Annotated in this window: 24 protein-coding genes; 3 read left to right on the top strand and 21 right to left on the bottom strand. The window is 28.1% G+C overall.

What is annotated here, in order from left to right; genetic code table 11:
- Window positions 1-133: 133 nt before the first annotated feature.
- From N4A55_RS08505 to N4A55_RS08420, 18 genes are all read right to left on the bottom strand, one after another.
- On the bottom strand, window positions 134-313 hold the full coding sequence (locus N4A55_RS08505; RefSeq protein ID WP_113674721.1) for a hypothetical protein: 180 nt from the start codon (window positions 311-313) through the stop codon (window positions 134-136).
- A gap of 221 nt (window positions 314-534) precedes the next feature.
- A complete protein-coding gene (locus tag N4A55_RS08500) occupies window positions 535-723 on the bottom strand; it encodes a hypothetical protein (RefSeq protein ID WP_293755179.1) in 189 nt (62 codons plus the stop codon).
- Window positions 716-1,762 (bottom strand): hypothetical protein, encoded by a 1,047-nt coding sequence (locus tag N4A55_RS08495; RefSeq protein WP_293755178.1) that lies wholly within the window; start codon window positions 1,760-1,762, stop codon window positions 716-718. Before N4A55_RS08495 ends, N4A55_RS08500 begins: the two co-directional genes overlap by 8 nt.
- A gap of 171 nt (window positions 1,763-1,933) precedes the next feature.
- On the bottom strand, window positions 1,934-2,662 hold the full coding sequence (locus N4A55_RS08490) for a YebC/PmpR family DNA-binding transcriptional regulator (protein WP_293755177.1): 729 nt from the start codon (window positions 2,660-2,662) through the stop codon (window positions 1,934-1,936).
- Window positions 2,663-2,781: 119 nt separating this feature from the next.
- Entirely contained in the window at window positions 2,782-3,828 is a 1,047-nt protein-coding gene (locus N4A55_RS08485) for a hypothetical protein (protein ID WP_293755176.1), read from the bottom strand.
- Window positions 3,828-5,006, bottom strand: a complete 1,179-nt coding sequence (locus N4A55_RS08480) for an ABC transporter permease (RefSeq protein ID WP_293755175.1) — start codon at window positions 5,004-5,006, stop codon at window positions 3,828-3,830. Before N4A55_RS08480 ends, N4A55_RS08485 begins: the two co-directional genes overlap by 1 nt.
- Window positions 5,003-5,689 carry an ABC transporter ATP-binding protein gene (locus tag N4A55_RS08475; RefSeq protein ID WP_293755174.1) on the bottom strand — a complete coding sequence of 229 codons (687 nt, stop codon included), beginning with the start codon at window positions 5,687-5,689 and terminating at the stop codon, window positions 5,003-5,005. The genes N4A55_RS08480 and N4A55_RS08475 overlap by 4 nt, the downstream gene beginning before the upstream one ends.
- 44 nt (window positions 5,690-5,733) lie before the next feature.
- Window positions 5,734-7,422 (bottom strand): hypothetical protein, encoded by a 1,689-nt coding sequence (locus tag N4A55_RS08470; protein WP_293755173.1) that lies wholly within the window; start codon window positions 7,420-7,422, stop codon window positions 5,734-5,736.
- A gap of 118 nt (window positions 7,423-7,540) precedes the next feature.
- Complete coding sequence (locus N4A55_RS08465) at window positions 7,541-8,002, bottom strand: hypothetical protein (protein ID WP_293755172.1); 462 nt, start codon at window positions 8,000-8,002, stop codon at window positions 7,541-7,543.
- 396 nt (window positions 8,003-8,398) lie between these two features.
- Window positions 8,399-9,757, bottom strand: coding sequence for an MATE family efflux transporter (locus tag N4A55_RS08460; RefSeq protein WP_293755171.1), 1,359 nt, complete (start codon window positions 9,755-9,757; stop codon window positions 8,399-8,401).
- 34 nt (window positions 9,758-9,791) lie between these two features.
- Complete coding sequence (locus N4A55_RS08455; protein WP_293755170.1) at window positions 9,792-10,763, bottom strand: AEC family transporter; 972 nt, start codon at window positions 10,761-10,763, stop codon at window positions 9,792-9,794.
- 230 nt (window positions 10,764-10,993) lie between these two features.
- Window positions 10,994-11,341, bottom strand: a complete 348-nt coding sequence (locus N4A55_RS08450; RefSeq protein WP_293755169.1) for a type II toxin-antitoxin system PemK/MazF family toxin — start codon at window positions 11,339-11,341, stop codon at window positions 10,994-10,996.
- Window positions 11,342-11,604: 263 nt separating this feature from the next.
- Window positions 11,605-12,762: an alanine racemase gene (alr, locus tag N4A55_RS08445; RefSeq protein ID WP_293755168.1), complete on the bottom strand. Its 1,158-nt coding sequence runs from the start codon at window positions 12,760-12,762 to the stop codon at window positions 11,605-11,607.
- A gap of 217 nt (window positions 12,763-12,979) precedes the next feature.
- Window positions 12,980-14,524 carry an NAD(P)H-hydrate dehydratase gene (locus N4A55_RS08440; RefSeq protein WP_293755167.1) on the bottom strand — a complete coding sequence of 515 codons (1,545 nt, stop codon included), beginning with the start codon at window positions 14,522-14,524 and terminating at the stop codon, window positions 12,980-12,982.
- Between the two features lie 25 nt (window positions 14,525-14,549).
- Complete coding sequence (gene acpS, locus N4A55_RS08435; protein ID WP_293755166.1) at window positions 14,550-14,915, bottom strand: holo-ACP synthase; 366 nt, start codon at window positions 14,913-14,915, stop codon at window positions 14,550-14,552.
- A complete protein-coding gene (locus tag N4A55_RS08430; protein WP_293755165.1) occupies window positions 14,912-15,526 on the bottom strand; it encodes a hypothetical protein in 615 nt (204 codons plus the stop codon). Before N4A55_RS08430 ends, acpS begins: the two co-directional genes overlap by 4 nt.
- Before the next feature lie 197 nt (window positions 15,527-15,723).
- A complete protein-coding gene (locus N4A55_RS08425; RefSeq protein ID WP_293755164.1) occupies window positions 15,724-16,356 on the bottom strand; it encodes a redox-sensing transcriptional repressor Rex in 633 nt (210 codons plus the stop codon).
- A 416-nt stretch (window positions 16,357-16,772) separates the two neighbouring features.
- Window positions 16,773-17,168 (bottom strand): helix-turn-helix domain-containing protein, encoded by a 396-nt coding sequence (locus N4A55_RS08420; protein WP_293755163.1) that lies wholly within the window; start codon window positions 17,166-17,168, stop codon window positions 16,773-16,775.
- A 223-nt stretch (window positions 17,169-17,391) separates the two neighbouring features.
- Here N4A55_RS08420 and N4A55_RS08415 point away from each other — a divergent pair, with 223 nt between their 5' ends.
- A complete protein-coding gene (locus tag N4A55_RS08415) occupies window positions 17,392-19,326 on the top strand; it encodes an ABC-F family ATP-binding cassette domain-containing protein (protein WP_293755162.1) in 1,935 nt (644 codons plus the stop codon).
- A 19-nt stretch (window positions 19,327-19,345) separates the two neighbouring features.
- Here N4A55_RS08415 and N4A55_RS08410 read toward each other — a convergent pair whose 3' ends face one another.
- The 3 genes from N4A55_RS08410 to N4A55_RS08400 all read right to left on the bottom strand — a co-directional run bounded on the left by N4A55_RS08410 (window position 19,346) and on the right by N4A55_RS08400 (window position 23,423).
- Complete coding sequence (locus N4A55_RS08410) at window positions 19,346-20,032, bottom strand: GntR family transcriptional regulator (RefSeq protein ID WP_293755161.1); 687 nt, start codon at window positions 20,030-20,032, stop codon at window positions 19,346-19,348.
- Between the two features lie 172 nt (window positions 20,033-20,204).
- The gene (locus tag N4A55_RS08405; RefSeq protein ID WP_293755160.1) at window positions 20,205-21,347 is read right to left on the bottom strand and encodes an isocitrate/isopropylmalate family dehydrogenase; all 1,143 of its coding nucleotides are present in this window, start codon (window positions 21,345-21,347) and stop codon (window positions 20,205-20,207) included.
- Window positions 21,348-21,485: 138 nt separating this feature from the next.
- Window positions 21,486-23,423 carry an aconitate hydratase gene (locus tag N4A55_RS08400; protein WP_293755159.1) on the bottom strand — a complete coding sequence of 646 codons (1,938 nt, stop codon included), beginning with the start codon at window positions 23,421-23,423 and terminating at the stop codon, window positions 21,486-21,488.
- A 334-nt stretch (window positions 23,424-23,757) separates the two neighbouring features.
- Here N4A55_RS08400 and N4A55_RS08395 point away from each other — a divergent pair, with 334 nt between their 5' ends.
- Window positions 23,758-23,961 carry a hypothetical protein gene (locus N4A55_RS08395; RefSeq protein ID WP_293755158.1) on the top strand — a complete coding sequence of 68 codons (204 nt, stop codon included), beginning with the start codon at window positions 23,758-23,760 and terminating at the stop codon, window positions 23,959-23,961.
- A gap of 118 nt (window positions 23,962-24,079) precedes the next feature.
- On the top strand, window positions 24,080-24,226 hold the full coding sequence (locus N4A55_RS08390; protein ID WP_293755157.1) for a hypothetical protein: 147 nt from the start codon (window positions 24,080-24,082) through the stop codon (window positions 24,224-24,226).
- Window positions 24,227-24,441 lie beyond the last annotated feature (215 nt).

The raw sequence follows: 24,441 nt of genomic DNA, 5'->3' as shown, positions 1-24,441 counted from the left end.
ACTTTCCCACTTGAATATTTTATGCAGTTACTAGCATAGATAAATATTATATCATGCTATAATAATATCTTTAAAGATTTTCTTGAATTTATATTACCATTATTTCATACAAAAAAATAGTCGTATATTACGACTATGCTTTTAAGGAAATATTATTATTCTTCATCTTATTAATAAATTCAATTTTCTTTTCTGTCATTTCTAAAAATTGATTTTCTGTTATGGTTCCTTTTTTATATAGCACGTCCAAGAAGTCAATAAAATGTTCTGTAAGTTCAACCAAAGTTTTAACTTCGAAGTCATTTACATACATTACGACCACACCCATCCCAATTATTTCTTTCTCTGTACCTATCATTTATATATTATTATATATTAATTATACACAACTATTAGAAAAATATGTCAAATAATTAACCAAATAGTACTAATTACCTATAATAATATAAGTATTTTATCTATATTTTTACATATCTAGTAAATTATGTTAGCTAGTTATAACTTTTTAGTAATAATTATTCTTGTTAAATAGCTTTATCTAACGCTAAATATTTTCTTTTCTTCTCTAGTTAAATAAATATAATCTGTATTATCTGATACATCATTATGTTTTAATGAACGATATAGTATATTATTTATTCTTTGTAGTATAACAGGATCATTTGTCTCACTGATTATTTTTGAAGCTTTTATAAATGCCTCTACTGTGTTAATCTTAGCCATTATTAGCCTCCCTTATATTTATAATATCACATGCATCAATAAACTCTAATAGGAAAAATTGTATGATTTGGTCAATCTTACAATATTTTAAAAAGCACGTGAACTCTTTATATTTCGAATTATTCCTAATCATTATCTCCATTTTAATTATATGCACTTTATTGAATTCTATAACCATAACATCTTCAAAATTACCAGAATTAGCGCTAATATTTTCATCACCTTTTGCAAATACTGCTTTATCTCCTGTTACCTTATATATATTATCAGTTTTATTAACATCAGTAAATACTTTGTTATTGAATTCTTTCGTAAAATATTTGATGCAGACATTTACATCTTTATTGGTATCAAATAATACCTTACATGTAATTACAGCTACTGCATATATAAAGCCTTGTACAAATTGGTCTTTATTATTTCTATGATTACAATAATTTTTTATGAACATATTTGTTTTTTCATATAATTCAATAGTATAATTAGCAACATTTTCTACATACTCCGGAAGCCTATCAATGAAGTATTGTGTTATAGGAATTTGTTTATCTATATTTATATAAATACCTTGATTTATTTGATTTCTTATCTTTCTATCTAAAGCATTTAATTCTTGTTTAGCTAGTTTAATATCCTCTTCTTTTTCTAATAACTCTTTTATCTTAAGCTTATTCCTACTCTCTATCTCTGATTCCATATCTTTGGACTGTACTTCTAATATATTGTAGTTGTTCATGAGTATATCGATAGGTTTTACTTTATACTTTCTATCTTCCTGTATGTTCAAACAATATATGTATATTCCAAAGCAAAGTATAAATCCAATTATAAAAAATAATACAAACCAAATGAATACATCTGTTTTATCTATACCAAGTCCATCTGTAAAAATTTCGTAGATAGCCAAAAACGCACTTACTATACAACCTATTCCAAAAGAAGCAATACTTCGCTTTTTATTACTTATCTGACAGAAGAGAATTGCTACAAACACACCATAAATCAACCCACATAATACAAAAACCATACAAATTTTCATATACTACCCCTCCTCAATTCAATTATAACATATTATTTTAAAATTTTAAATATTAAATTAATTTTTATTAAGACATTTTTTATAAGGTGATATCTAATTATTGCATAAAATAGAAAAAGCCCTTATATCTTAAAAAGATATAAAGACTAATGCTTCTTATATTATCAATTTTTAGTTTTCGTCAAAATTATGCCATACATTTTGAACGTCATCATCTTCTTCAAGTTGATCTATAAGACCTTCCATTTTCATAATATCATCTTCACTTGTAAGTTTGGTAGTTGTTTGTGGTAGCATTGTAATTTCAGCTGATACAGATTGAATTAGAGCTTCATCAACAGCAGTGTTTACAGCACCAAAATCTTCTGGTGTAGTAATGATTTCATAGAAATCTATTCCTGCAACAAAATCTTCAGCTCCACTATCAAGAGCTATCATCATTAGTTCATCTTCATCTATATCTTCTGTACGTTCTATAATTATTTGACCTTTCTTGTCAAACATAAATGAAACACAACCAGTTGTACCTAGATTCCCACTATTTTTAGAAAAAGCATGTCTTATATTAGCAGCTGTTCTATTTTTATTTTCAGTTAAGCAATCTACTATAACAGCTACTCCACTTGGTCCATAACCTTCGTATATAATATGCTCATAATTAATATTACCAAGTTCACCAGAAGCTTTTTTGATACTTCTTGATATAGTGTCATTAGGCATATTATTGGCTTTTGCTTTTGCAACTACATCTCGTAGCTTAGAATTAAGAGATGGATCAGAACCGCCCTCTTTTACTGCAACCGCAATTTCTCTACCAATTTTAGTAAAAACCTTTCCCTTTTTGGCATCTTGTCTTTCTTTTCTATGTTTTATGTTCGCAAACTTTGAATGTCCTGACATAAAAATATTCACTCCTTCACATTAATCACCTGTAAATTTTAACATGTTTTAATGAAATTGACAATATCACCATTGCGAGTTTATCTTAGTTAATCTATATTAACTATTCATCACTCTAATTAGTATTGTGTTAAATCAAAAGTAACTACTCTTTGACCATCAAAGCATTTAAATTCCTTATTTACTTCTACTACTTTTTTAAGATCAAATTGATTAATCATTTTTATTTCTTTACCTTCGCCAGATTCATTAAATTTATATAATTTTAATAGTCCTACCCCTCTATAATGAAGTAATAGATAGTAATTATTATCTTTTCTAACAAAACCAACACAATCACTTCCATTTAGATCATCAGTACTTTGTAGTTCTATAACTTTTTCTGTATTTACAACTAATTTGTCATTATTAATATCGTAAGCCAAACTTATAATTTTAGGATAACTAATGCCATAATTATCTCCTTCTTTGTATCCTTTATATAACAAAATATGATTATAATCACTATCAATCAGTTTAATATCTCTCATTATTTCATCGCTAATTTTAGTATATTTAACATCTTGATCATTTACATAACACAAATATGTTCCATCTTCTTCTCTAAAAAGAAAGATAAATGTTTTTTCTTCTAATGATATCCCTTCATTTACTTCTGAATTAGTTTTATTAATTGTTTTAGAAAAGTCAATGTCTAATAGATTGTATTGATGTTTATTAAAGAATTTCAAAGTCCATTCATGTTCATTATGATTGTATACCTGAAGTAGTATGTTATTATCATTTTCACTTATTATTTGATAACCATTTTCTTTAAGATTATAGCTTTTTAACTGATTTAAAGAAATAATTCTATCTGAGCCAACCCCCATATTTTTTTGTTCTAAAACAAAGTTACCATTATTACTAGAGGTTAATAAATCATTTTTTTTAGTTAATTTATCCTTAATATACTTCTTTTCTACTTTTGATTTTTCTTCATTATATTGGGTAATGCTAATATAACCATCACTAACTTCTAGATATTGTAAATCCCTTTCATCTATATTCAGTTTATTATTCTTATTACCATTATCTAGGTAGTAATCAAATCTTCTACTGCAACTGACTAATGCAACTATAATTGCACATATAATTACTAGTATTAAGCTTAAATATTTCTTCATTATTTTAACACTTCCTTATAATACTCCATAGTATTTTTTGTATTCAATATTTTTTTAAGTTTTATAAAACTGTTTATAACGAGTATTCCTACTGAAAGCACAAAATTTAATAAATAATATATATGTTGATAATTGGTCAATATATCAAAACCTAAAAAGCTTTTGAATCCATAAAATAAAACAAATGTTATGATAGAAGTCAACAAAAAAGTTACTATTCCATAAATAAATATTTCTCCAATAAACATTTTCATAACTTTTGATTCCTCTATGCCTAATATATCAAATAAAGCTATATCTCTTTTTCTCAAATTAAATATTTGTGTTAAATTAGAAGAAACACTAAAAGTACTTATTAAAAATAGTATAACAATAATAAAAATACTAATAGTAACAATAATTACTGCAAATCTAGGTAAATTACCTGTTGTTTCTAACGTGTACCTTGTTTTAACTACAGAATTCTTTTCTTTTATATAATCAGATATTTCTTCAAGCATATCAACTTCTGGAGCTATAACAATCAATCTTGTAAAATAGGGATCACCGTTTTTTGTCATCCCTCTAGCAATCTTTTTGGAAGTATCATAATCGATAAGTGATAAATCACTGTTAAACATAGATAAATTTTTAGTATCAACAAATCCATAAAAAGTTCTCTCAATTAGATACTCCTCACTCTTCCATAACTCACCGTCTTTTACATACTTATAATCTTTGATATATATTCTATCTCCCATTTTAATATCTTTAAATTTTTTATTGTTTTTATATGATTTATTTAGGAAGATAAAGTTGTTTTCAACATTATCTTTATCAATACCAAAAAATTTCAATACATCTATACTAACGCCAAAAATATTTGTAATATCAAGACTGTTATTTTCATTATCAATTAATTTAACAGGGTGAGAAGAATCAAAAAATGCTCCTGCAACACCTTTTTGCATTTCCAAATCTTCTTTTAAGTTATATGGCATACTCATTGGTTCATCTTCATTATATACCTCCATGAAATAAAGAGAATTATTATCCACTATTCCTATTTTCATATTGTCATATACAGAAAGAACAATACCTAATATAAGATTAAAAATCAGCATAAATGTCATTAATGAAAATATAACTCCAATGAATTTCCGAAAATTTCTATTGCAAAATAATAATACTGTTTTCATTCTACTACACCTCTATTCATTATGCTAATATTTCCTTTTTTCAAAATGTATACCTTATCAGCAATATCATCATAGAAATCATCATGAGAAACCAATATAACAGCTTTACCTTCATTTTTCCATTCATTAAAATAATCTATAATCCGCTTTTTATTTATTTCATCAATATTTGCTGTAGGTTCATCGGCTAATATAATAGATTTATCAACTAAAAATGCTCTCATAATAGCAACTCGTTGTCTTTCTCCTCCAGACAGAAATTTAATAAATATCTTTTTTCTATCACTCATTTTGAATTTTAATAAACATTTGTCAATGTCCTTTTCTATCTCAAATTCCTTTTTATTAGTTGATAATCTTAAAAAGACCTTTAAATTCTCTTCCAAAGTTAGATTTTCAAATAAATTATAATCTTGAAATATGTATCCTATATTAGATCGTCTAATATTTTTCTTATCTTTTATATCCATAGTACTTATATCTTTTTGTCTCCAAAAAATCTTACCAGAATCAATAGGCTCTAAGAAGGCTATTACATTTAATAACGTTGATTTCCCTTCGCCAGATTCTCCCTTTATTAAAATAAACTCACTTTTGTTTAATTCAAGATCCACATTAGATAATACAACTTTATTATTATATTTTTTAGATACTTTACTAAGTCTAAGAATAGTTTCTTTCATAAATACAACTCCTATCTAATAATTTTATGATAATTAGAAAAATATTAATCTAACAGCATATATTTTATTTCCTCTGCTAATTGAGTATCAAATAAACTAACATATTTTGAATGTCTTTTGCAATACCCTCCATAAATCTTATATCCTTCTAATTTATTATTGATTTTTTGTTTAGATTCATTGGATATCTCCTGTTTTAAATTTTGAAATATTTCTAGATAAGTATGGATAAGTAAAAGTTCTGTTTCACCATTATAATTTAATATATCATCTTCATATTTTATAATATCTTCTTCGAATTCTTTTTTATTCATATAGGATTTCATATTTAACTTCATGATTTTCATGAAAAGTCTCTCTTCATCATTAACATAATTAGATTCATCTTCCAGAAAAGCTATTATCTTATCTGAAATCTTTTTATAGTGATTGTCTCCTTTCATTTTTAGTGTTTTTGAAAGTAAAACATATTCATATACATTATTTTTTGTTATTTCTACTTTATTAATATTATTACAACTATTTTTTATACTTAATTCAATAATACTATCTAACTTTTTATTTTTTACATATTTTTTAAGTTTATATCCATAATATATTTCTGTATTATTCAGTTTATTCTTGTTGCTAGAATCTAATATTAACTCCAAATAATTATTTATATTTTTTTCAACATCTACTATTTTCATATTATTTAATTCATAAGATCTTAAAAATAAATATAAACTTCTTATAGTTGGTATAATATCTACAGGTTTATAATAAATGTATCCTTCATTTCTGGGCATAGCTTTTACCCATTCATAAACATCTTTATTATAATAATTAATTTGACTAGCTATTTCATAAAACTTAATCTTAATAAAAGCAAAGTAATCATTTTTACTTGTCAGCATTAAACTTAATTTGTCCATTATACTCAAGACTTTTTCATTATCTGTAAATAAGTTAGCGAATAACTGAATACCTTTGTTAAGTACAACTATATCTCCAATATTTATATCATCATATATATTATATTCATTAATCATATTACTTAATTGCTGACTATATTTATCTTCTAAGTCAACATCTTCAATACCAAGTTTTCTTTTTATTTCTATTAAATTAAACCCGATCATCATTTGTTCATGTTTTGAGTACTGTTCATAGCTAATATTACTAATACTTTTCACTATATCTTTAACACATGTAATCTCTTCATTTGTATCACTAATACTTATTATTCTGGATAATATTTGTAAATACATAACAAGGGTTTTATTATCCTCATCAATTAATTTTCTTATACTCTTTATATCTTCCAATGAATTATAATTAATATCTATAAAATCACTTGCATTTAATCCCAATTCATCACAAAAATTATTTACAGAAGAGAGCAGTTCATACTTATTATATAGTCTCATTCCCTTATTTTCTTCGGTACTATTTAATTCTTCAGTAATCATTTTTTTTAGACTTTTTATATCTATCTTTTCAGAGTCTAATTCACCATATTTATTTAATATTCTAATGTTTATTATAGTGTCTTCTAATGATGTTGTATCAGTATATTCCATTAACTCTATGCTTTCATTTGTTATAAAATTTGTAAAATACTTATCCATTGACTCATCATAAACTAGATGTTTATCATCCTTTATCGTTTCTGCTGATTGATGACTATCGACTATATAGATTAGAATTATTCCTATTATTATTATAAAACATATGTATATTAATCTCTTCATATTATTATCCCCATAATTTTAGTTTATTGTATTCATACTACATGGGGCTGCCTCATCAAACATTATATTATAATGTTTCAATGAAACAGCCCTAATCTTTATCAACTATACATATTAACTATACTCTTGCAGTAGTTGAAAATGGTACTCCTGCTGCATAACCTGAAGCAGTATTTTCACAACCAACATATATAGTAAGTCCGTTAGCTCCTACTCTTCCTCTATACCAAGCTGTACTTGCTCCATTGGTGTTTTTCCAATATCCGCCACTACTATTTGTGTATCCATATCCTGAAATAGACCCTGAACCTGCTTTAAAATTAATACTTGCAGATATACCAATTGCATAAAAATCCCATTTAGTTTTTATCCATGAAGGTCTAGTATATATTGAACTATCGTAATCAGCAGTAACTTGGAACAGTCCAGTACCGTCAGAATCTGCATATGCTTGAATCCATACATCCGATCTTATTGTTCCATATAGTTGTGGAATACTATCGGTTCTAGAGTTACTAGTTGCAAATACGCTTTGTGATAATAATGCAAAACAAAAAATAATTCCTAATACTTTTTTCATATAAAATTCTCCTCCGTTTTTTTACTGTTTTTTATCAACAGTACTTTTTAATTTTTTTTAAACTATCTGTACAGGTTAGTTTATCATTTATGTTAAGTGCTAATAAGCACCAAACATCTTTTTATGTTATTTTTTATTTTTATATTTGATATTTGGTTTGTTTTTAATTAAGTATTACTCATTTAATATTTCATTGTTATTATATTATCATTTGTCTAAATTGTCAATATTTTTATAAAATATTTCAATATTAATAAATATTTTATCTTATTTACTGTAATTTATGCAATTAAAAGTCATTATAAACTTGCAAAAAAAATAAAGGGAACAGTTTAATGGTTTTAAACTTCCCTTTAAAATATACTAACTACTAATTGTGTTTGTTATACAAAGTTGTTAAACAAGATTATTCAACCACTTTTTAGAATACATACGTTTCAATGCAAATGTCATCTTGAAAAATTCCTCTGATAATATACATGCATAAACAAATTGAATATCCCATTTTAATACTAATCCGCTTAAGAAAGCTAATGGTACCCCTATTAACCATACACCACACATATCTAAAATCATAGTAAACCTAGTATCTCCACCACTTCTTAGAACTCCAATGACTAGTATTAGATTCAAGGCTTTAAATGGTACAAATAACCCAAATACAATTAAACATAGTCTGGAATTATACCTAACCACATCTGTCAGGTCGTCAAAAAGATTTACTACAAAACCTGAAGCACCTATAATAAGTAAACTCATACAAACAGCAGTTATGACAGTTATCTTAATGAATTTTTTACTGTACTCAAATGCTCTTTGGGTCTTATTATTACCTATTTCGTTACCTAATATCACAGCACAAGCACTAGATATTCCAAAGAACATGACCATAAATAATTGTTCAATAGTCTGATTCAGAGTCATAGTTGCCATGACATCCTCACCCATTCTTCCATACACAAAAGAATAAGTAGCAACCCCAAGTGACCACATAACTTCATTACACATAACTGGTAAAACTGTATATAAATATTTTGAGACAAAACTTTTACTAATATCAAATAACTCTTTAATCTTACCTGCAATAGGTAATTTCAGTACATAAACACTAGTAATTAATAGGGAACATTCTACTGTTCTTGCAATTAATGTTGCAATAGCCGCACCTTTTACTCCTAGAGGTTCAACTCCTAGATTACCATATATTAATACCCAGTTTAAAAATGTATTAATACAAATACTAATAATAGTTATAATCATAGGCATTTTAACTTGATTCATTCCTCTTAGCACAAATATATATGCAAATGATATAGCTGTGAAACAATAACTAAAACCAATAATTCTTAAGTATTTAATACCTTCTATAATAACTTCTTCCTCTGTAGAAAATATGTGCATAACGAACTTAGGAAAGAATATTGCTGCTATTGAAAATAATGCTCCCCCTGAAACACTTATTATTAAACATAATCCTAATATTCTCTTAATATTCTTAACATCCTTTTTCCCCCAATATTGGGCAGAAAAAATACCAGTACCACTACTGGTTCCAAATAGGAATAAATTTAGTAAAAAGTATAGTTTGTTGGCACCACCAACTGCTGCAACAGCAGTAACTCCTAAAGAACTTATCATAAATACATCAATCATATTAAGTGCGGACGTTATCAAGTTTTGAAAAGCAATAGGAAGACCTATTGCAAATAATTTTGAATAAAACTTTTTATCATTTTTTATAATACGGTTAACCATTTTACTAATCACCTCTATAATTATTAATTTCAGCTTAATTACTTAATAGAAACACTAATATCGGAATAGTTATTATTGATAGCATGGTACTTATAAACACACCTTCCGATGCAAGTATATCATTACCATCATATTCCTTACTCAAAATTACCGCATTCGCAGCAACAGGCATTCCTGTAATTATAACTGGTACACCAGTCATAATCTCATTAAACCCTAATTGTCTTACGATAATTAAGATTATAATTGGAAAAACTAATAGTTTTAGAAAACTGTAAATATATAGTTTAGTATTTGAAAATATATTTTTTATCTTAATACCAGCTAATGATGCTCCTATAACAATCATGGATAATGGTGTTGTAAGACTAGAAATCATATCAATAGTCTTGGTCGCAACATAAGGCAATGTTAATTTAAAGGAAAAAATAATCAATCCAATTATTACAGCACATACTCCTGGGTTAAAAATATCCTTTATCTTAAACTTTATATTCTTTTTATTATCCATAGAAATTAAATATATACCCAGAGTATATACAAGTGCGTAAAACGGTAAATTATATATTGCACCATAGAACACAGCTTCTTTGCCAAAAATGGATTCAATAACTGGGAATCCCATAAACCCAACATTTGAAAACATAATCATAAATCTATATACACCAATATTATTTTTTTCTACCTTCAATAATTTAGGTATTATAAAAGTCATGATAAACATACATATGTACACCGCAATTGATAAACTAAGCATTTCCAATATCTCTCTATTACCAAGCTCCGTCTTCTTCATCATCGAATTGATGATAAGACATGGTGCTGTTACCTTAACAACAAGACTAGCAATTTTCTTACTTGCATGTTCATCAATTATATCTATCTTTCTTATAAAAAAACCTAAAAAAAGCACAATAAACAGTACTAATATTTGATTAATAATTGCATTAAAATCCATGATGTACCCTTTCGTCAAATTATATTTGCTATATTCATTATCTATCATTATATACAAATCCCCAAAAAACGCAAGAGATATATTTGATTTACAATTTTTATTTTCACAAAATCTACATAGCCAATTATTATACAAATTTAGAATAATAATTTTTGTGTCATACTGAATACAAGTTAAAGCAAAATATTTTTCTGACTTACTCGCAATAATAAGAAACTCAAATAAACTTATATTATAAAATTGCAAATAATTAAGACTTCCTTTCGGAAGTCTCTTAACTATGTATCAACGCCAAAACTAACTACTAAAGCTTTATCTACTTTTTCCATCACCTTATCTTCTAAATGACACACTTTTTCTTTTAATCTTTTTTTGTCAATAGTTCTAATTTGTTCCAACAAAACAACCGAGTCTTTTACTAAATCATATTTCTTTGCCTCGATTTCAACATGAGTTGGAAGCTTAGCCTTATTTATTTGCGATGTTATTGCTGAACATATTACTGTTGGACTATATTTATTTCCTACATCATTTTGAATGATAAGTACTGGACGTATACCACCTTGTTCAGAACCAATTACTGGTCTTAAGTCTGCATAAAATACATCCCCACGTTTTACTACCACATTACTCACTCTCCGCTAAATCTTGCTGAACTTCTTAACCTCACTTTCAACTAATAACACATCTCTATAATAATTTATCTATATGTGTATTTTTGCAGTTCAGTATACGTTCTTAATATATATTTTAATTATATAGATCGTACTTTATGTAAAAGTTCAACTCCTATTTTCTTATATTACCATTATCACCAATAATTAAATTAATATACATTAATAAGAAAATTTTAATATTATTTAACGGAATATAATTAACAGCCAAGTGTCTAATCAAAATAATCAATAGAATACATATATTTATTATCCTTATAATACACTCTTGGTATTCTTTTACCTAACTGACATACAACTTCATAATTTATTGTACCTTTTATCTTAGCAATATCATCGGCGGTAATTTCATTATGTCCCTGCTTACCGATTAAAACTACTTCATCAAAATCTTTCACATCCGTTATATCTGTAATATCTACCATAAATTGATCCATACATATTCTACCCAATATTTTGGCATATTGCCCACCAATTAATACTCTACCTTTGGAAGATAACAGCCTATCATATCCATCTCCATAGCCAACTGGAATAGTTGCTATTTTTGACTTCCTCTTTGTTGTATATGTTCCCCCATAACCGATAGGAGTACCTTTCTCTACTTCTTTTATATGTATAATATGACTGATTAGTGATAAAACCGGCTGTAATTTTACATTATCCTTAATTACCTCATTAGATGGATATAATCCATATAATGATATACCAAGTCTCACCAAATCCAAATGTGTACTATCCAAGTCAATTATTCCTGCACTATTAGCTACATGTTTAATAGGTATATAGATACCATTACTCTCTAATTTTCTAATAAACTCATTATAAATCTTTAATTGATTATTAGTAAAAGTCTTATCTAATTCATCTGCTTTAGATAAATGAGTATAGATACCTTCAATCTTAATATTAGGCAAATTATATATATCTTTGATTATACTAACAGATTCATCATTAGGGATAAAACCTATTCTACCCATTCCAGTATCCAATTTTATATGTACTCTACCTATTTTACCAGCTTTATAAGCTATATCTGATATGTTTTTAGCTGCTGTATAATTATATACAGTCTGAATTAAATCGTATTCAACCAGTTTATCAGCTAAATCAACTGGAGTATATCCTAGAATCAGTATTCTTTTATCAATACCATTTTTCCTTAGACTAATACCTTCTTCTATAGTCGCAACAGCAAATCTGTCAATTCCACAATTAATTAATTCTTTTGAGATAGGAACCGCACCATGACCATAACCATCTGCTTTCACAACAGGCATTAATGTACTGTTTGATGATATTCTATTCTTGAAATTAGTTATATTATGTATTATTGCATCCAAGTCTATACGGGCATATACTCTTTCGTACATTCTCTCACTTTCCTCCATATATTAAACATTATATATATATTGAACTTAAACATCTATCCCATTTCAATCAATAATATTTTCTTTAAACACTAATATTATACTACTTATTGTAATTTTAAGCCAGTAGTGTTGCCCTTATAGTTTCAAATAATAAAAATATAGTTAGGATAGTATAATTACTTTCCTAACTTATTATAAAAACTTATATATTATATTATTATTCATTAAGACTTGATTTAATTACATAAGGTATATTACATATTATATCATTAGCGATAAGCCCATGTTCTCCTTTATCATCTTTAGCCTTATCACCAGCTTTACTATGGATATAGACACCTAATATTGCCGCATCTGAAGCATTTAATCCTTGCCCTAACAATGATACAATAACACCTGTCAAAACGTCTCCTGAACCAGCTGTTGCCATTCCTGAATTACCATATATATTAATATTAACCATCCCATTAGGAGAAGAAATTATGGTTCTAGCACTTTTTAAGACACATGTAATCTTATAGGTCTTACTAAGTTCTACTGCAACACTTATTGTATTATTTGTAATCTTATCAATATCATAATCAGTAAGCCTTGACATCTCACCAAGATGTGGAGTAATTATTATCTCACATTTTCGATTATTCAATATCTCTTTATCTTTTGATAATGCGTTAATTCCATCAGCATCAACAACAATGGTCTTATTAAAATTACTAATTACAATTTCAAGTATCTCTCTTGTAATATTGTCATTCCCAAGACCTGGTCCTATAGCAATTGTATCAGCCCACCCAAGCATTTCTAATAGTTTATCTTTGTCTTCATTAGATATATTATTATTATCCCTACTATATGTCTCAATAACTGCTTCTGGAACTTTTGTCGTAATTACACTAGATACAGACTCTTCAATAAATACCTTGACTAATCCTGTTCCTGTACGATAAGCCGACAGAGATGTCAAAACGGCTGCCCCTGTCATCTTACTGGTACCTGCAATAACTAAGACTTTCCCATAAGAACCCTTATGAGACATATTTACTCTATTAGGCATAAAATATTTTGCTAGATTATCATCCATTATTGTGGTATAAGAATTAATTCTATCGATAGATATATTAGGTATACCTATATCTGCAACAACCAGATCACCAACATAGTTAGCTCCTGGATACAAAAGCAAACCCACCTTAGGCAGACAGAATGTAATTGTCTTATCAGCACACACTGAATTCCCTAGAATCTTACCATCATCAGCATTCACTCCAGAAGGTATATCAATAGCTATTCTATAAGCATTAGCTCTATTAATGATATTGATAGCTTCTAAATATTTTCCTGTTATCTCTCTACATAGACCAGTCCCAAAAATAGCATCGTATATAACATCACAATCACTAACTATATTTTTTAACTCTGTCATCTGTCTCTCATCATTTAATTCATGTATATTAATATTCAATTGTCTAGCTATATCATAGTTTATTTTGGCATCACCAGTGATTTTGCTAGAATCACCTATTATGATTATAGAGACCTTTATATTATTACAGCTAAGTATTCTACCTATTGCAAATCCGTCTCCGCCATTATTTCCTGTACCACAGCAAATAACAACATTATTGCTCCCCTTCAGTAACTGTATAGTTTCGCTCACTACAGACATTGCTGCATTCTCCATTAAAACAATACCAGGTATACCTATCTCTTCAATAGCATACCTATCAATTTCCTTCATTTCATAACTTTTGACAACCTTCAACTCAACTCTCTCCTTTTTAACTAAGTTACTCCCCTAATGCAATAGCTGTTACATTATCCCTAGAATGTGATATTGATACATGTATCGTAGAAATATCAAGTTGTCTCGCCAAATCCTTAGCTCCGTTATATAAAACTACATAGGGTTTACCTTTATCATTACGTAAAACCTCAATATCAATAGGAGTAAAATGTAAAAACCCTGTCCCAAGAACCTTAGAGACTGCTTCTTTGACAGCAAAATTGCCAGCTATTGTTTCGCCTCTATAATTTTTTGTTTCAAATAATTTATTCTCGTTGGATGTAAAATATTTTTCTAGGAATCTTTTATTGAGAACGGCCTTTTCTATTCTACTCACTTCAATAATATCATTACCTATTCCTTTTATCATTTACTTCCTCCCAGATATTTTTTATCATATAATTCAATAATTTCATATCCTACTAGATCATGCATATAAGAATACATCATATCATATTCTTCCTTCGCTTCTGTCTGTTTGACAGCTTTTTCTTTTAATTCTGCCCTAACTTTTTCAACCCATTCATTTAATTCATCTAATTCATTCTTAGTATTAAACATTCGCATATAACAATCTTGCATGGTATATTCTAGTAATTCTTTGTTAGTTGTTTGAATCTCTTTTGGCATATTCTCCATTCTTGATTCCATCTTATCCATCTTTATTTTTATGTCATTAATATATTTCTTGCTTTTTTCCATTTCTCCTATTGCTTTATCATCTTCATCTTCTATGGCTTCTTTCATATTATCAACTATATCAACCATCATTTTCTTTTTAAGTAAAGTATATTCTTTTATATCATTAGTAAGTTGTCCTTGTTCACCAAGAAGCTTATTAAGCTTTTTTTCAAGTTCAACTATCTTTTTTGGTTTTTTATTATTATTAAATAGCTCATGCCATCTATTATCCAATGTTAATATATGTACTCTTTTTTCTATATTAATTGGTTTCTCTACATTTTTCTTTGAAAAAAACATGCTTTCACGTCCTCATTATTTATATGTACTTAATTTATACCTGCTTAGTAATATAATAAAAATTTTCTATATTAATTATATCGTAATAAACTATTATATTCTATAGCACAATATAATTAAAAGGTACCCATATATATGAGTACCTAATACCTCTAAGAATAGTTATTCATTCTAAAACACAAACTATAGACTCTTATTTATATTCTCTCTTTGATATTATATGATAGAGTCATTAGACTATCCAACAGATGCACATTTTCAATTATAACATTTTTATTAGATAATTTTAGGTCGATAGGAGCAAAATTCCATATTCCTTTTATACCATAACTCACTAAATCATTAGCAACTTTTGGTGCTTTTTGCTTAGGTAATGTTAGGATTGCCAAATCAATACTATTTTCTTTAATGAAACTTCCCATTTCATCTAAATCCTTAATCTCAATGCCTCTTACAGTTATTCCAATAAGCCTCGGGTTAACATCAAATAATCCCTTAACTTCAAAACCCCTTTTATCAAAATTAGTATAATTAGCAAGTGCTTGACCCAAGTTTCCTGCTCCAACAATAATCGTATTATATTTATTCTCAAGACCAAGTATCTTACCTATAGCGTTATATAAATATTCGACATTATAGCCGTAACCTTGTTGACCAAAACCCCCAAAATTATTTAAATCTTGTCTTATCTGTGAAGCCGTTACACCCATTCTGTTACTTAACTCTTTAGAAGAAATCCTTACAACATCCTTTTCCAATAAGTCTCCTAAGTATCTGTAGTATTTTGGTAATCTTTTAATTACCGCTGTTGATATTTTCTTTTGTATCATATAATCAATCCCCAATCCTTGATACTATTTTGGAACTTTTATACAAATAATTATATATGGTTGTTAAATCTATGTCAAATAATCAAATGCTGATAAACTCTTATTGTTTATGTATATCACAGTAAAAATTATTAACACAAATTCTATATTTAGTAAATATAGATAAAAACAATCAATTGTTTATTGTATACAATCTATATTTTATAAATTATATCATAAACCCCTGATATTTTACAACTTTTTCTAGAAAATTATGCTTATAAAAAATTTTAATATCCTACATTTCATACATATTTGTGTTTTATAAATGCCACATATTACTTGTAACATATAAAATAGATATAAAAAATTAATTCTATACCCTTTTTAATTGCTAAGTTTTATTTTATATTTTTTTATTAACTTAATATTGTTATCTACAAAAGTTCTTTTCCTAAATATTTATTAATAGCATCTTTAGTTTTTTTTGTATAGTTTGCATCAGTGTATAAAATTCTTTGTATAGTTCTTTGAGATAAATTAGATTCTTTCGCTAGATCCTTGATTGTTATTTTGTTTTCAACCATATAATTCCCTAGCTCTTTTCTCTTTATCTCATCTTTTTTGTATTGTCTATTATAAAAATACGTAGTATTAACCTTAGAACTTATTTGTCCTAATTTTCTTTTACGTTGATAATCAAGACATTTTTCACATTGCTTAACACCTCTAATAAGCGATTCTTGTGATAGAGGTTTACCACATCTTATACATTGTTTTCTCTCCACACGAGATTTTCTCAATTTTTTCATATAACCTGCATTACGACTCAAGTCATCATCCCCTTTAGAAAAGTTCTTTTATCATATATATGTTGTCCCAAAGAAATTTATTCTTATGTATGAACAAAATAGGTTATTTCTCATTTGGCAAAGAATTATCACAATAGATATTTATATATTTACCAAAAACCTCTAATTTTAACCCTTAAACTTTTCAAAACCAGTGATTAATGGTATCATAGTATGGTAATTTTAATATTTATAGGAGGCAACTATGATTTTATCATGTAAAAATATATGCAAAGCATTTGTAACAAATACAGTACTAGACAATGTAAACTTCTGGCTAGAAAAAGGTGATAAGGCAGCTATAGTAGGTATTAATGGAGCCGGAAAATCAACACTGTTCAAGATTATTACTAATGAATTGGAAGCGGATTCAGGACAAGTTATAATTAATAGCTTAACAAAACTTGGTTATCTATCACAGAATAGTACTCTATCATCGGAAAAAACTATTTATGATGAAATGCTATTGACATGCAAAGAAATAATACAAATGGAAAATACATTAAGAGAATATGAATCAAAAATGTCTAAACTAGATAATGATAGCGAAGCTCTAGACTCACTTATGAAATCATATTCAAATCTACAGCATACTTTTGAACTTAATAATGGATATAGCTATAAAAGTAATATAAAAGGAGTGTTAAAAGGTCTAGGATTCGGTGAAGAAGATTTTACCGCTAATATATCCACCTTATCAGGAGGACAAAAAACAAGAGTAGCACTAGCAAAAATACTTCTTGAAAAACCAGATATATTACTATTAGACGAACCAACTAACCATCTAGATATTAAAGCATGTGAATGGTTAGAGGGTTTCTTATGCAATTATCAAGGTACTGTTATAATTATCTCACACGATCGTTATTTCCTTGATAAAATAGTTAATAAGGTTATAGAGATAGAAAACACTCAGTCACATATTTATAATGGTAATTACAGCTTTTATATTAAACATAAAGCCCTTAATCAAGATATTGAAGTTAAACATTATATAGAACAACAAAAAGAAGTAAAAAGGCAGGAAGAAGTTATTCGTGAACTTAGGTCCCACGGTAGAGATAAACTTATCAAACGAGCTCAAAGCCGTGAAAAACAACTACAAAAAATCAATATGGTGGATAAACCTACACTAATTAATGATAAAATGAATCTTAAACTATCACCGAGAGTCATAAGTGGTAATGATGTACTTACTGCTACAGATGTATCCAAATCCTTCGATAATAAACACCTATTTTCTAATCTTAATTTTCAGATTAAAAGAGGTGAAAAAGTAGCACTCATCGGAGATAACGGAACAGGTAAAACAACATTATTTCGTATCATCAGTAATGGGCTAACTGGAGATACGGGAACTATTTCTCTAGGAGCTAAAGTGAACATTGGTTATTATGACCAAGAACATACCACCCTAAATGGGGATAATAATTTGATTGAAGAGATATCAGATGCTTATCCCAATATGAATACAGGTCATATACGTAATACATTAGCAGCTTTTTTATTCACTGGTGATGATGTATTCAAAAAAATATCTAGTCTTAGTGGTGGCGAAAAAGGTAGATTGATACTTGCAAAATTGATGTTGTCAAATGCTAATTTTTTGTTATTAGACGAACCTACTAATCATCTTGATATCATATCAAAAGAAATTCTTGAATCAGCTATCAAAAATTATACTGGTACTGTTCTATTTATTTCGCATGATCGTTATTTTATAAATAAAATTGCAACAAGGGTATTAGAACTTACTCCTAATATATTAAAAAACTACTTAGGAAACTATAGTTATGTAATAGAAAAAAAACAAGAAGAAGAAAAACAACGATTGCTTGAGCTAGAAAATAGCATGAATAATAAAAATCATGAGGATAAACCAATTGCTACTTCTAACAAACAAGACTGGCTAAAAAGTAAAGATGAACAAGCTAATAAACGTAAACTTAATAATCTAATTAAAAAAACAGAAGCTGATATTCATGAAATTGAAAATAACATTTCAACAATTGATAAAAAGCTATGTCTTGAAGAAATATATACTAATGCTGAAAAAGCTGCTAAGCTTCTTGATGAAAAAACTCATTACGAAAATGAATTAGAGAATTTATATGAAAAATGGGAGGAATTACTTGGTTAGAGTAATTCTCCCTTTTATATTATTTTCCTATTATATCCATTAATTTATGGTCTACAACGTTCTTTAAGGTGTTTTTTACATGTAGATTCGTTAATTCTTCTACTTTATTTTCATCACCCGATTTTATCGCTTCTACAATCGCTTTATGTTCTTCAACTGATTTTTTAGCTCTTGCCTCAGATGAAATAGAAGCTCTTCTTATTCTTTGAACATAATGGTGAAAATCCGACAAAACATGTTTTAATATCTTACTATGTGAAGCTTGGTATAACACTTCATGAAATTTGGTATCTAATTCATAAAGCTGGTCTAAATGTCCCTTTTTATAATGAAATTCAGATAAATAAACAATTTCTTCTAGTAATTCAAGTTGTTCTTCATTTATGTTAGTAGTTGCCCATCTAGCAGATAGTCCTTCTATCAATGATCTTATTTCATATATATCTTGTATATCCTTAGCATCAATTCCAGAAACTACAGCACCTTTGTTTGGTATAATTGTTACAAGACCTTCCAATTCAAGTTGCCTTATGGCTTCTCTTACGGGAGTTCTACTAACTCCTAATTCTCTAGATATCTGTGTTTCTTTTAAAGGTTCACTATTCTTATATCTACCCTTTAATATATCTTCTCGTATTTTATTAAAAACTCTACCTCTTAAAGAGTATTTATCAGTTACTTCTTCGTGAAGATTATACTCGCTCACTGGTGTGCCTCCTCTTATTTATAGGATACACTTATTAATATAATATCTTCCAAATATTAATTGTGCATGCTATATATATTACACTAATTCTCTTTTAAATAATATTACAATATTAACCTTATGTAAAGTATAAATAAAAATTCCTATGCAACATATATATTATACACATAATCTATAATTTTTCAATTGTTTTCATTAAATAATTTGTAAATTCTTCATTTGTCGCTCCAGTGTCTCTTCCTGTTATAACATATTTTTTCTCTGTATTACAGATTTCAAGAGCTTTATATAGTTTATCTGCCTTTTCTGAATAACCGATATGATTTAATAACATACCAGCAGCTCTTATAATACTTGAAGGGTCAGCATAGATATCTCTACCTTCGTCTACCATTCTAGGAGCAGAACCATGAATAGCTTCAAACATAGCATATTTCTTACCGATATTTGAACTTCCAGCTGTACCAACTCCCCCTTGGAACTCGGCTGCTTCATCAGTTAAAATATCTCCATATAGATTAGGAAGAATCATTACCTGAAATTGTGTTCTTCTTTTTTCATCTACTAATTTAGCAGTCATGATATCAATATACCAGTCATCAACTTCAATACCTTCATATTCTTCACCTATTTCTTTACAGATTTCTAAGAACTTACCATCTGTAGTTTTAACAACATTGGCTTTTGTTACTACTGTAACTTTGTTTTTGCCATTTTTCTTAGCGAATTCAAATGCTGCTCTTGCAATACGTTCTGCTCCCCCAGTAGTGATAACCTTGAAATCTATAGCAATATCTTCATCAATATTAATACCCTTGCTACCAAGAACATATGCACCTTCTGTATTCTCTCTGAAGAAAGTCCAATCGATTCCTTTATCTGGAACTTTAACAGGACGAACATTTGCAAATAGATCTAGTTCTTTTCTCATTGCAACATTAGCACTTTCGATATTTGGCCATTTATCCCCTTTTCTTGGTGTAGTTGTTGGTCCTTTTAATATTACATGACATTGCTTTAATTCTTCTAGAACATCGTCTGGTATAGCTTTATTAGTTTTTGCTCTATTCTCGATTGTTAATCCATCAATAATCTTAAAAGTTACTTTTTTACTCTTGATTTCATCTGCTAATAAATACTCTAATAATCTATGTGCCTGATCAGTTATAGCTGGACCTATTCCATCTCCTCCAACTACACCAACTACTATAGTATCTAATTCATCATAATTGACAAAATCACCTTGTTCCTTCATCATTTTTACCCTAGCTTTTTGTTCTTTGATAAGTTCTTCGAATTTATTCATATAATCCATGCCTATTCCATCCCTTTCTTAGTAAAGTATCGTTTATCTTACAAATTTTTTATCTTATAGGAAAGTTTTACTTTTAAGCATATGAAATAGGAACATTTTCATATGTGTCAATGAAACTTTCCTAACAACTGAAACTTACTACGCAAGACGAGGCATAGCCTCTTTTCTTGTAAAGTTGATTTTACCGCCAGCAATAATCATTTTTAATTCTTTGTCAGATAGTTCTATATTCATTTCATAATCAAGTTTTTTAGTCTTATTATGAACAATTACTTTTCCTGTCTTTACGCTCTCTATTACATTATCCATTGATAAATCATCATAGGGACTGATAGTATCATAATCTGCCATAGTAATAAATGTAAGTGGTAAAATACCTGAATTGATTAGGTTAGCTTTGTGAATTCTTGCAAAACTCTTAGCAAGAACTGCTTTTATCCCTAGATATAGTGGAACTAGTGCAGCATGTTCTCTACTGGACCCTTGTCCATAATTGTCTCCACCAACAATCATCCCTCCACCATTAGCTTTTGCTCTCTTAGGAAACTCTTCGTCACATGGTGTTAAACAATAGTTAGCCAAGTGAGGTATATTAGATCTAAATGGTAATAACTTAGCATTAGAAGGCATAATATGGTCTGTTGTTATATTATCTTCTACAATAATTAAAACTTTTCCTTCAACATCATCCTTAAGTTCTTCATTAAGTGGGAATGGTTTGATATTTGGTCCTTTTACAACTTCTACTTTACTACCATCCTTAGCAGGTGGAACTACCATATTGTCATTAATATAGAATTTATCTGGCATAGTAACATCTATATCAGTAGTACAAGTAGTTGGATCTGTCAATTTCCCTGATAATGCACTAACCGCTGCAGCCTCTGGACTAAGTAGATAAGCTCCTGCTGAAACTGTTCCACAACGTCCTTTAAAGTTTCTGTTGAAAGTTCTAAGTGTAACTGCGTCTGTTGCTGGAGCCTGACCCATACCTATACAAGGTCCACATCCTGATTCTAATATTCTTGCTCCTGCAGCTATCATATCAGCTAATGCACCATTGGCAGCTAACATATTAAGTACTTGTTTTGAACCTGGTGCTATAACTAAGCTCACATCAGGATGAACTGTTTTACCTTTTAATATCTTAGATACTTTCATCATATCAAGATATGAACTGTTGGTACAACTTCCAATACAGACTTGACAGACTTTCAAATCTTTGATATTGGATATTTTTTCTACGTTATCTGGACTATGTGGCATTGCTACTAGAGGTTCAAGTTCATCTAAATTGATATTTATAGTCTCATCATAAGTAGCATCTTCATCAGCCTTTAATTCTTTCCATAATTCTTCTCTATCTTGAGCCTTTAAGAATGATAGAGTTACATCATCACTTTGGAATACTGAAGTAGTAGCCCCAAGTTCAGCACCCATATTAGTTATAGTTGCTCTTTCTGGAACGCTAAGAGTACTAACCCCTTCTCCAGTATATTCAATTACTTTGCCAACTCCACCTTTAACAGTCATAACTCTTAATACTTCAAGGATAATATCCTTTGCAGTAACAAATGGTTTTAGCTTTCCTGTTAATTTAACATTAACTACTTTTGGCATTGTAATATAGTATGTTCCGCCTCCCATAGCAACTGCTACATCAAGACCGCCTGCACCAATAGCAAGCATACCAATTCCACCACCAGTTGGTGTATGGCTATCTGAACCTAATAAAGTTTCACCTGGCACACCAAATCTTTCTAAATGTACTTGGTGACATATACCATTTCCTGGTCTTGAAAAATACACTCCATGTTTATGAGCTACAGTTTGTATGTACTTATGATCATCAGCATTCTCAAATCCTTGTTGTAACATATTATGATCAATATAAGCAACCGATCTCTTAGTCTTTACTTTATCAATTTCCATTGCTTCTAATTGCAAATAAGCCATTGTACCTGTAGAATCTTGAGTTAAGGTCTGATCTATTTTTATACCGATTTCACTACCTGGAATCATTTCACCTTCAAGTAAATGATCTTTTATAATCTTTTGTGTTAAATTTAAACCCATTGTAATTCCTCCTTATCTATTTTTTAAGTAGATTAATCTACAAAAGTAAGAATGATCTCTTAAGCAAATTTTTTACTATATATGCAAAAAATTTTATATATATTCAATTATGGTATTATTGTATACGATTGTACTTAGAATGTCAATAGTTTCATAGGCTGTAAGCAACTTCTATTAATACTTTGGTCCTAATCAGACTTATTGATATTTCTTTTGGAAGATATTTCTAATAAATATTATATAAATGAATATACTGTTCATTTATTTCATAACTATTGTAATAGATAATAAAGATTAACTATTATAGATACTATCATTAGAAAGGAAAATTTATATGATAGAAAGTATTAATACTTACTATTCTTTAAATGATATTCCAGATGGATTCTTAAAATCTAATAATAAATATAAGAATAAGAATAAAGATGATATAAATGATATATTCTTGCTTATTTTAGTATTGCTTATCATGGATAATGATAATTTTGTGCTTGATAACAACATTTTAACTAATCTAATGGAAATATTTCTTAATTAGTAGCCTTGCAATAAATGTATACAAACACACATTTAAATACTCCTTCATAAAATATATTATACTTACGATAAACTGAGGAAATTGTAAGAAAAGTTTAATTCTGAAAGGAGGACTACTAATGCAATATAATAATAATATGATGATGATGTTATTACTTTTATCAATGCTTAATGATGGTGGAAAAGGCTCATATATGGACAATAATATGATGCTTTATATGTTAATGCTTATGCTTATGGGTGGTGGAATGGGTGGTAATTACTAACCCAATCTATCCTCTTCATAGAAAGAAATCTTGTCCTAAATGAATAAATTCATTTAGGGCTTTTTTTATATAAAAATGGGGCTGTCGTTAAATAGCGATATTTGAGCTCTTAAATAAGAAATAAGTAAACCCCGCAAGATTAAGCTGTTTTGTAAGCTTATAATTCTTGTGGGTTTCTCTTTTGCTCTTATTACTTTCTATTACTTGCTTATTTT

The sequence above is a fragment of the Vallitalea sp. genome (assembly GCF_025211055.1).
GTDB lineage: Bacteria > Bacillota > Clostridia > Lachnospirales > Vallitaleaceae > Vallitalea.
This window is presented reverse-complemented; position numbering and strand designations above follow the sequence as displayed.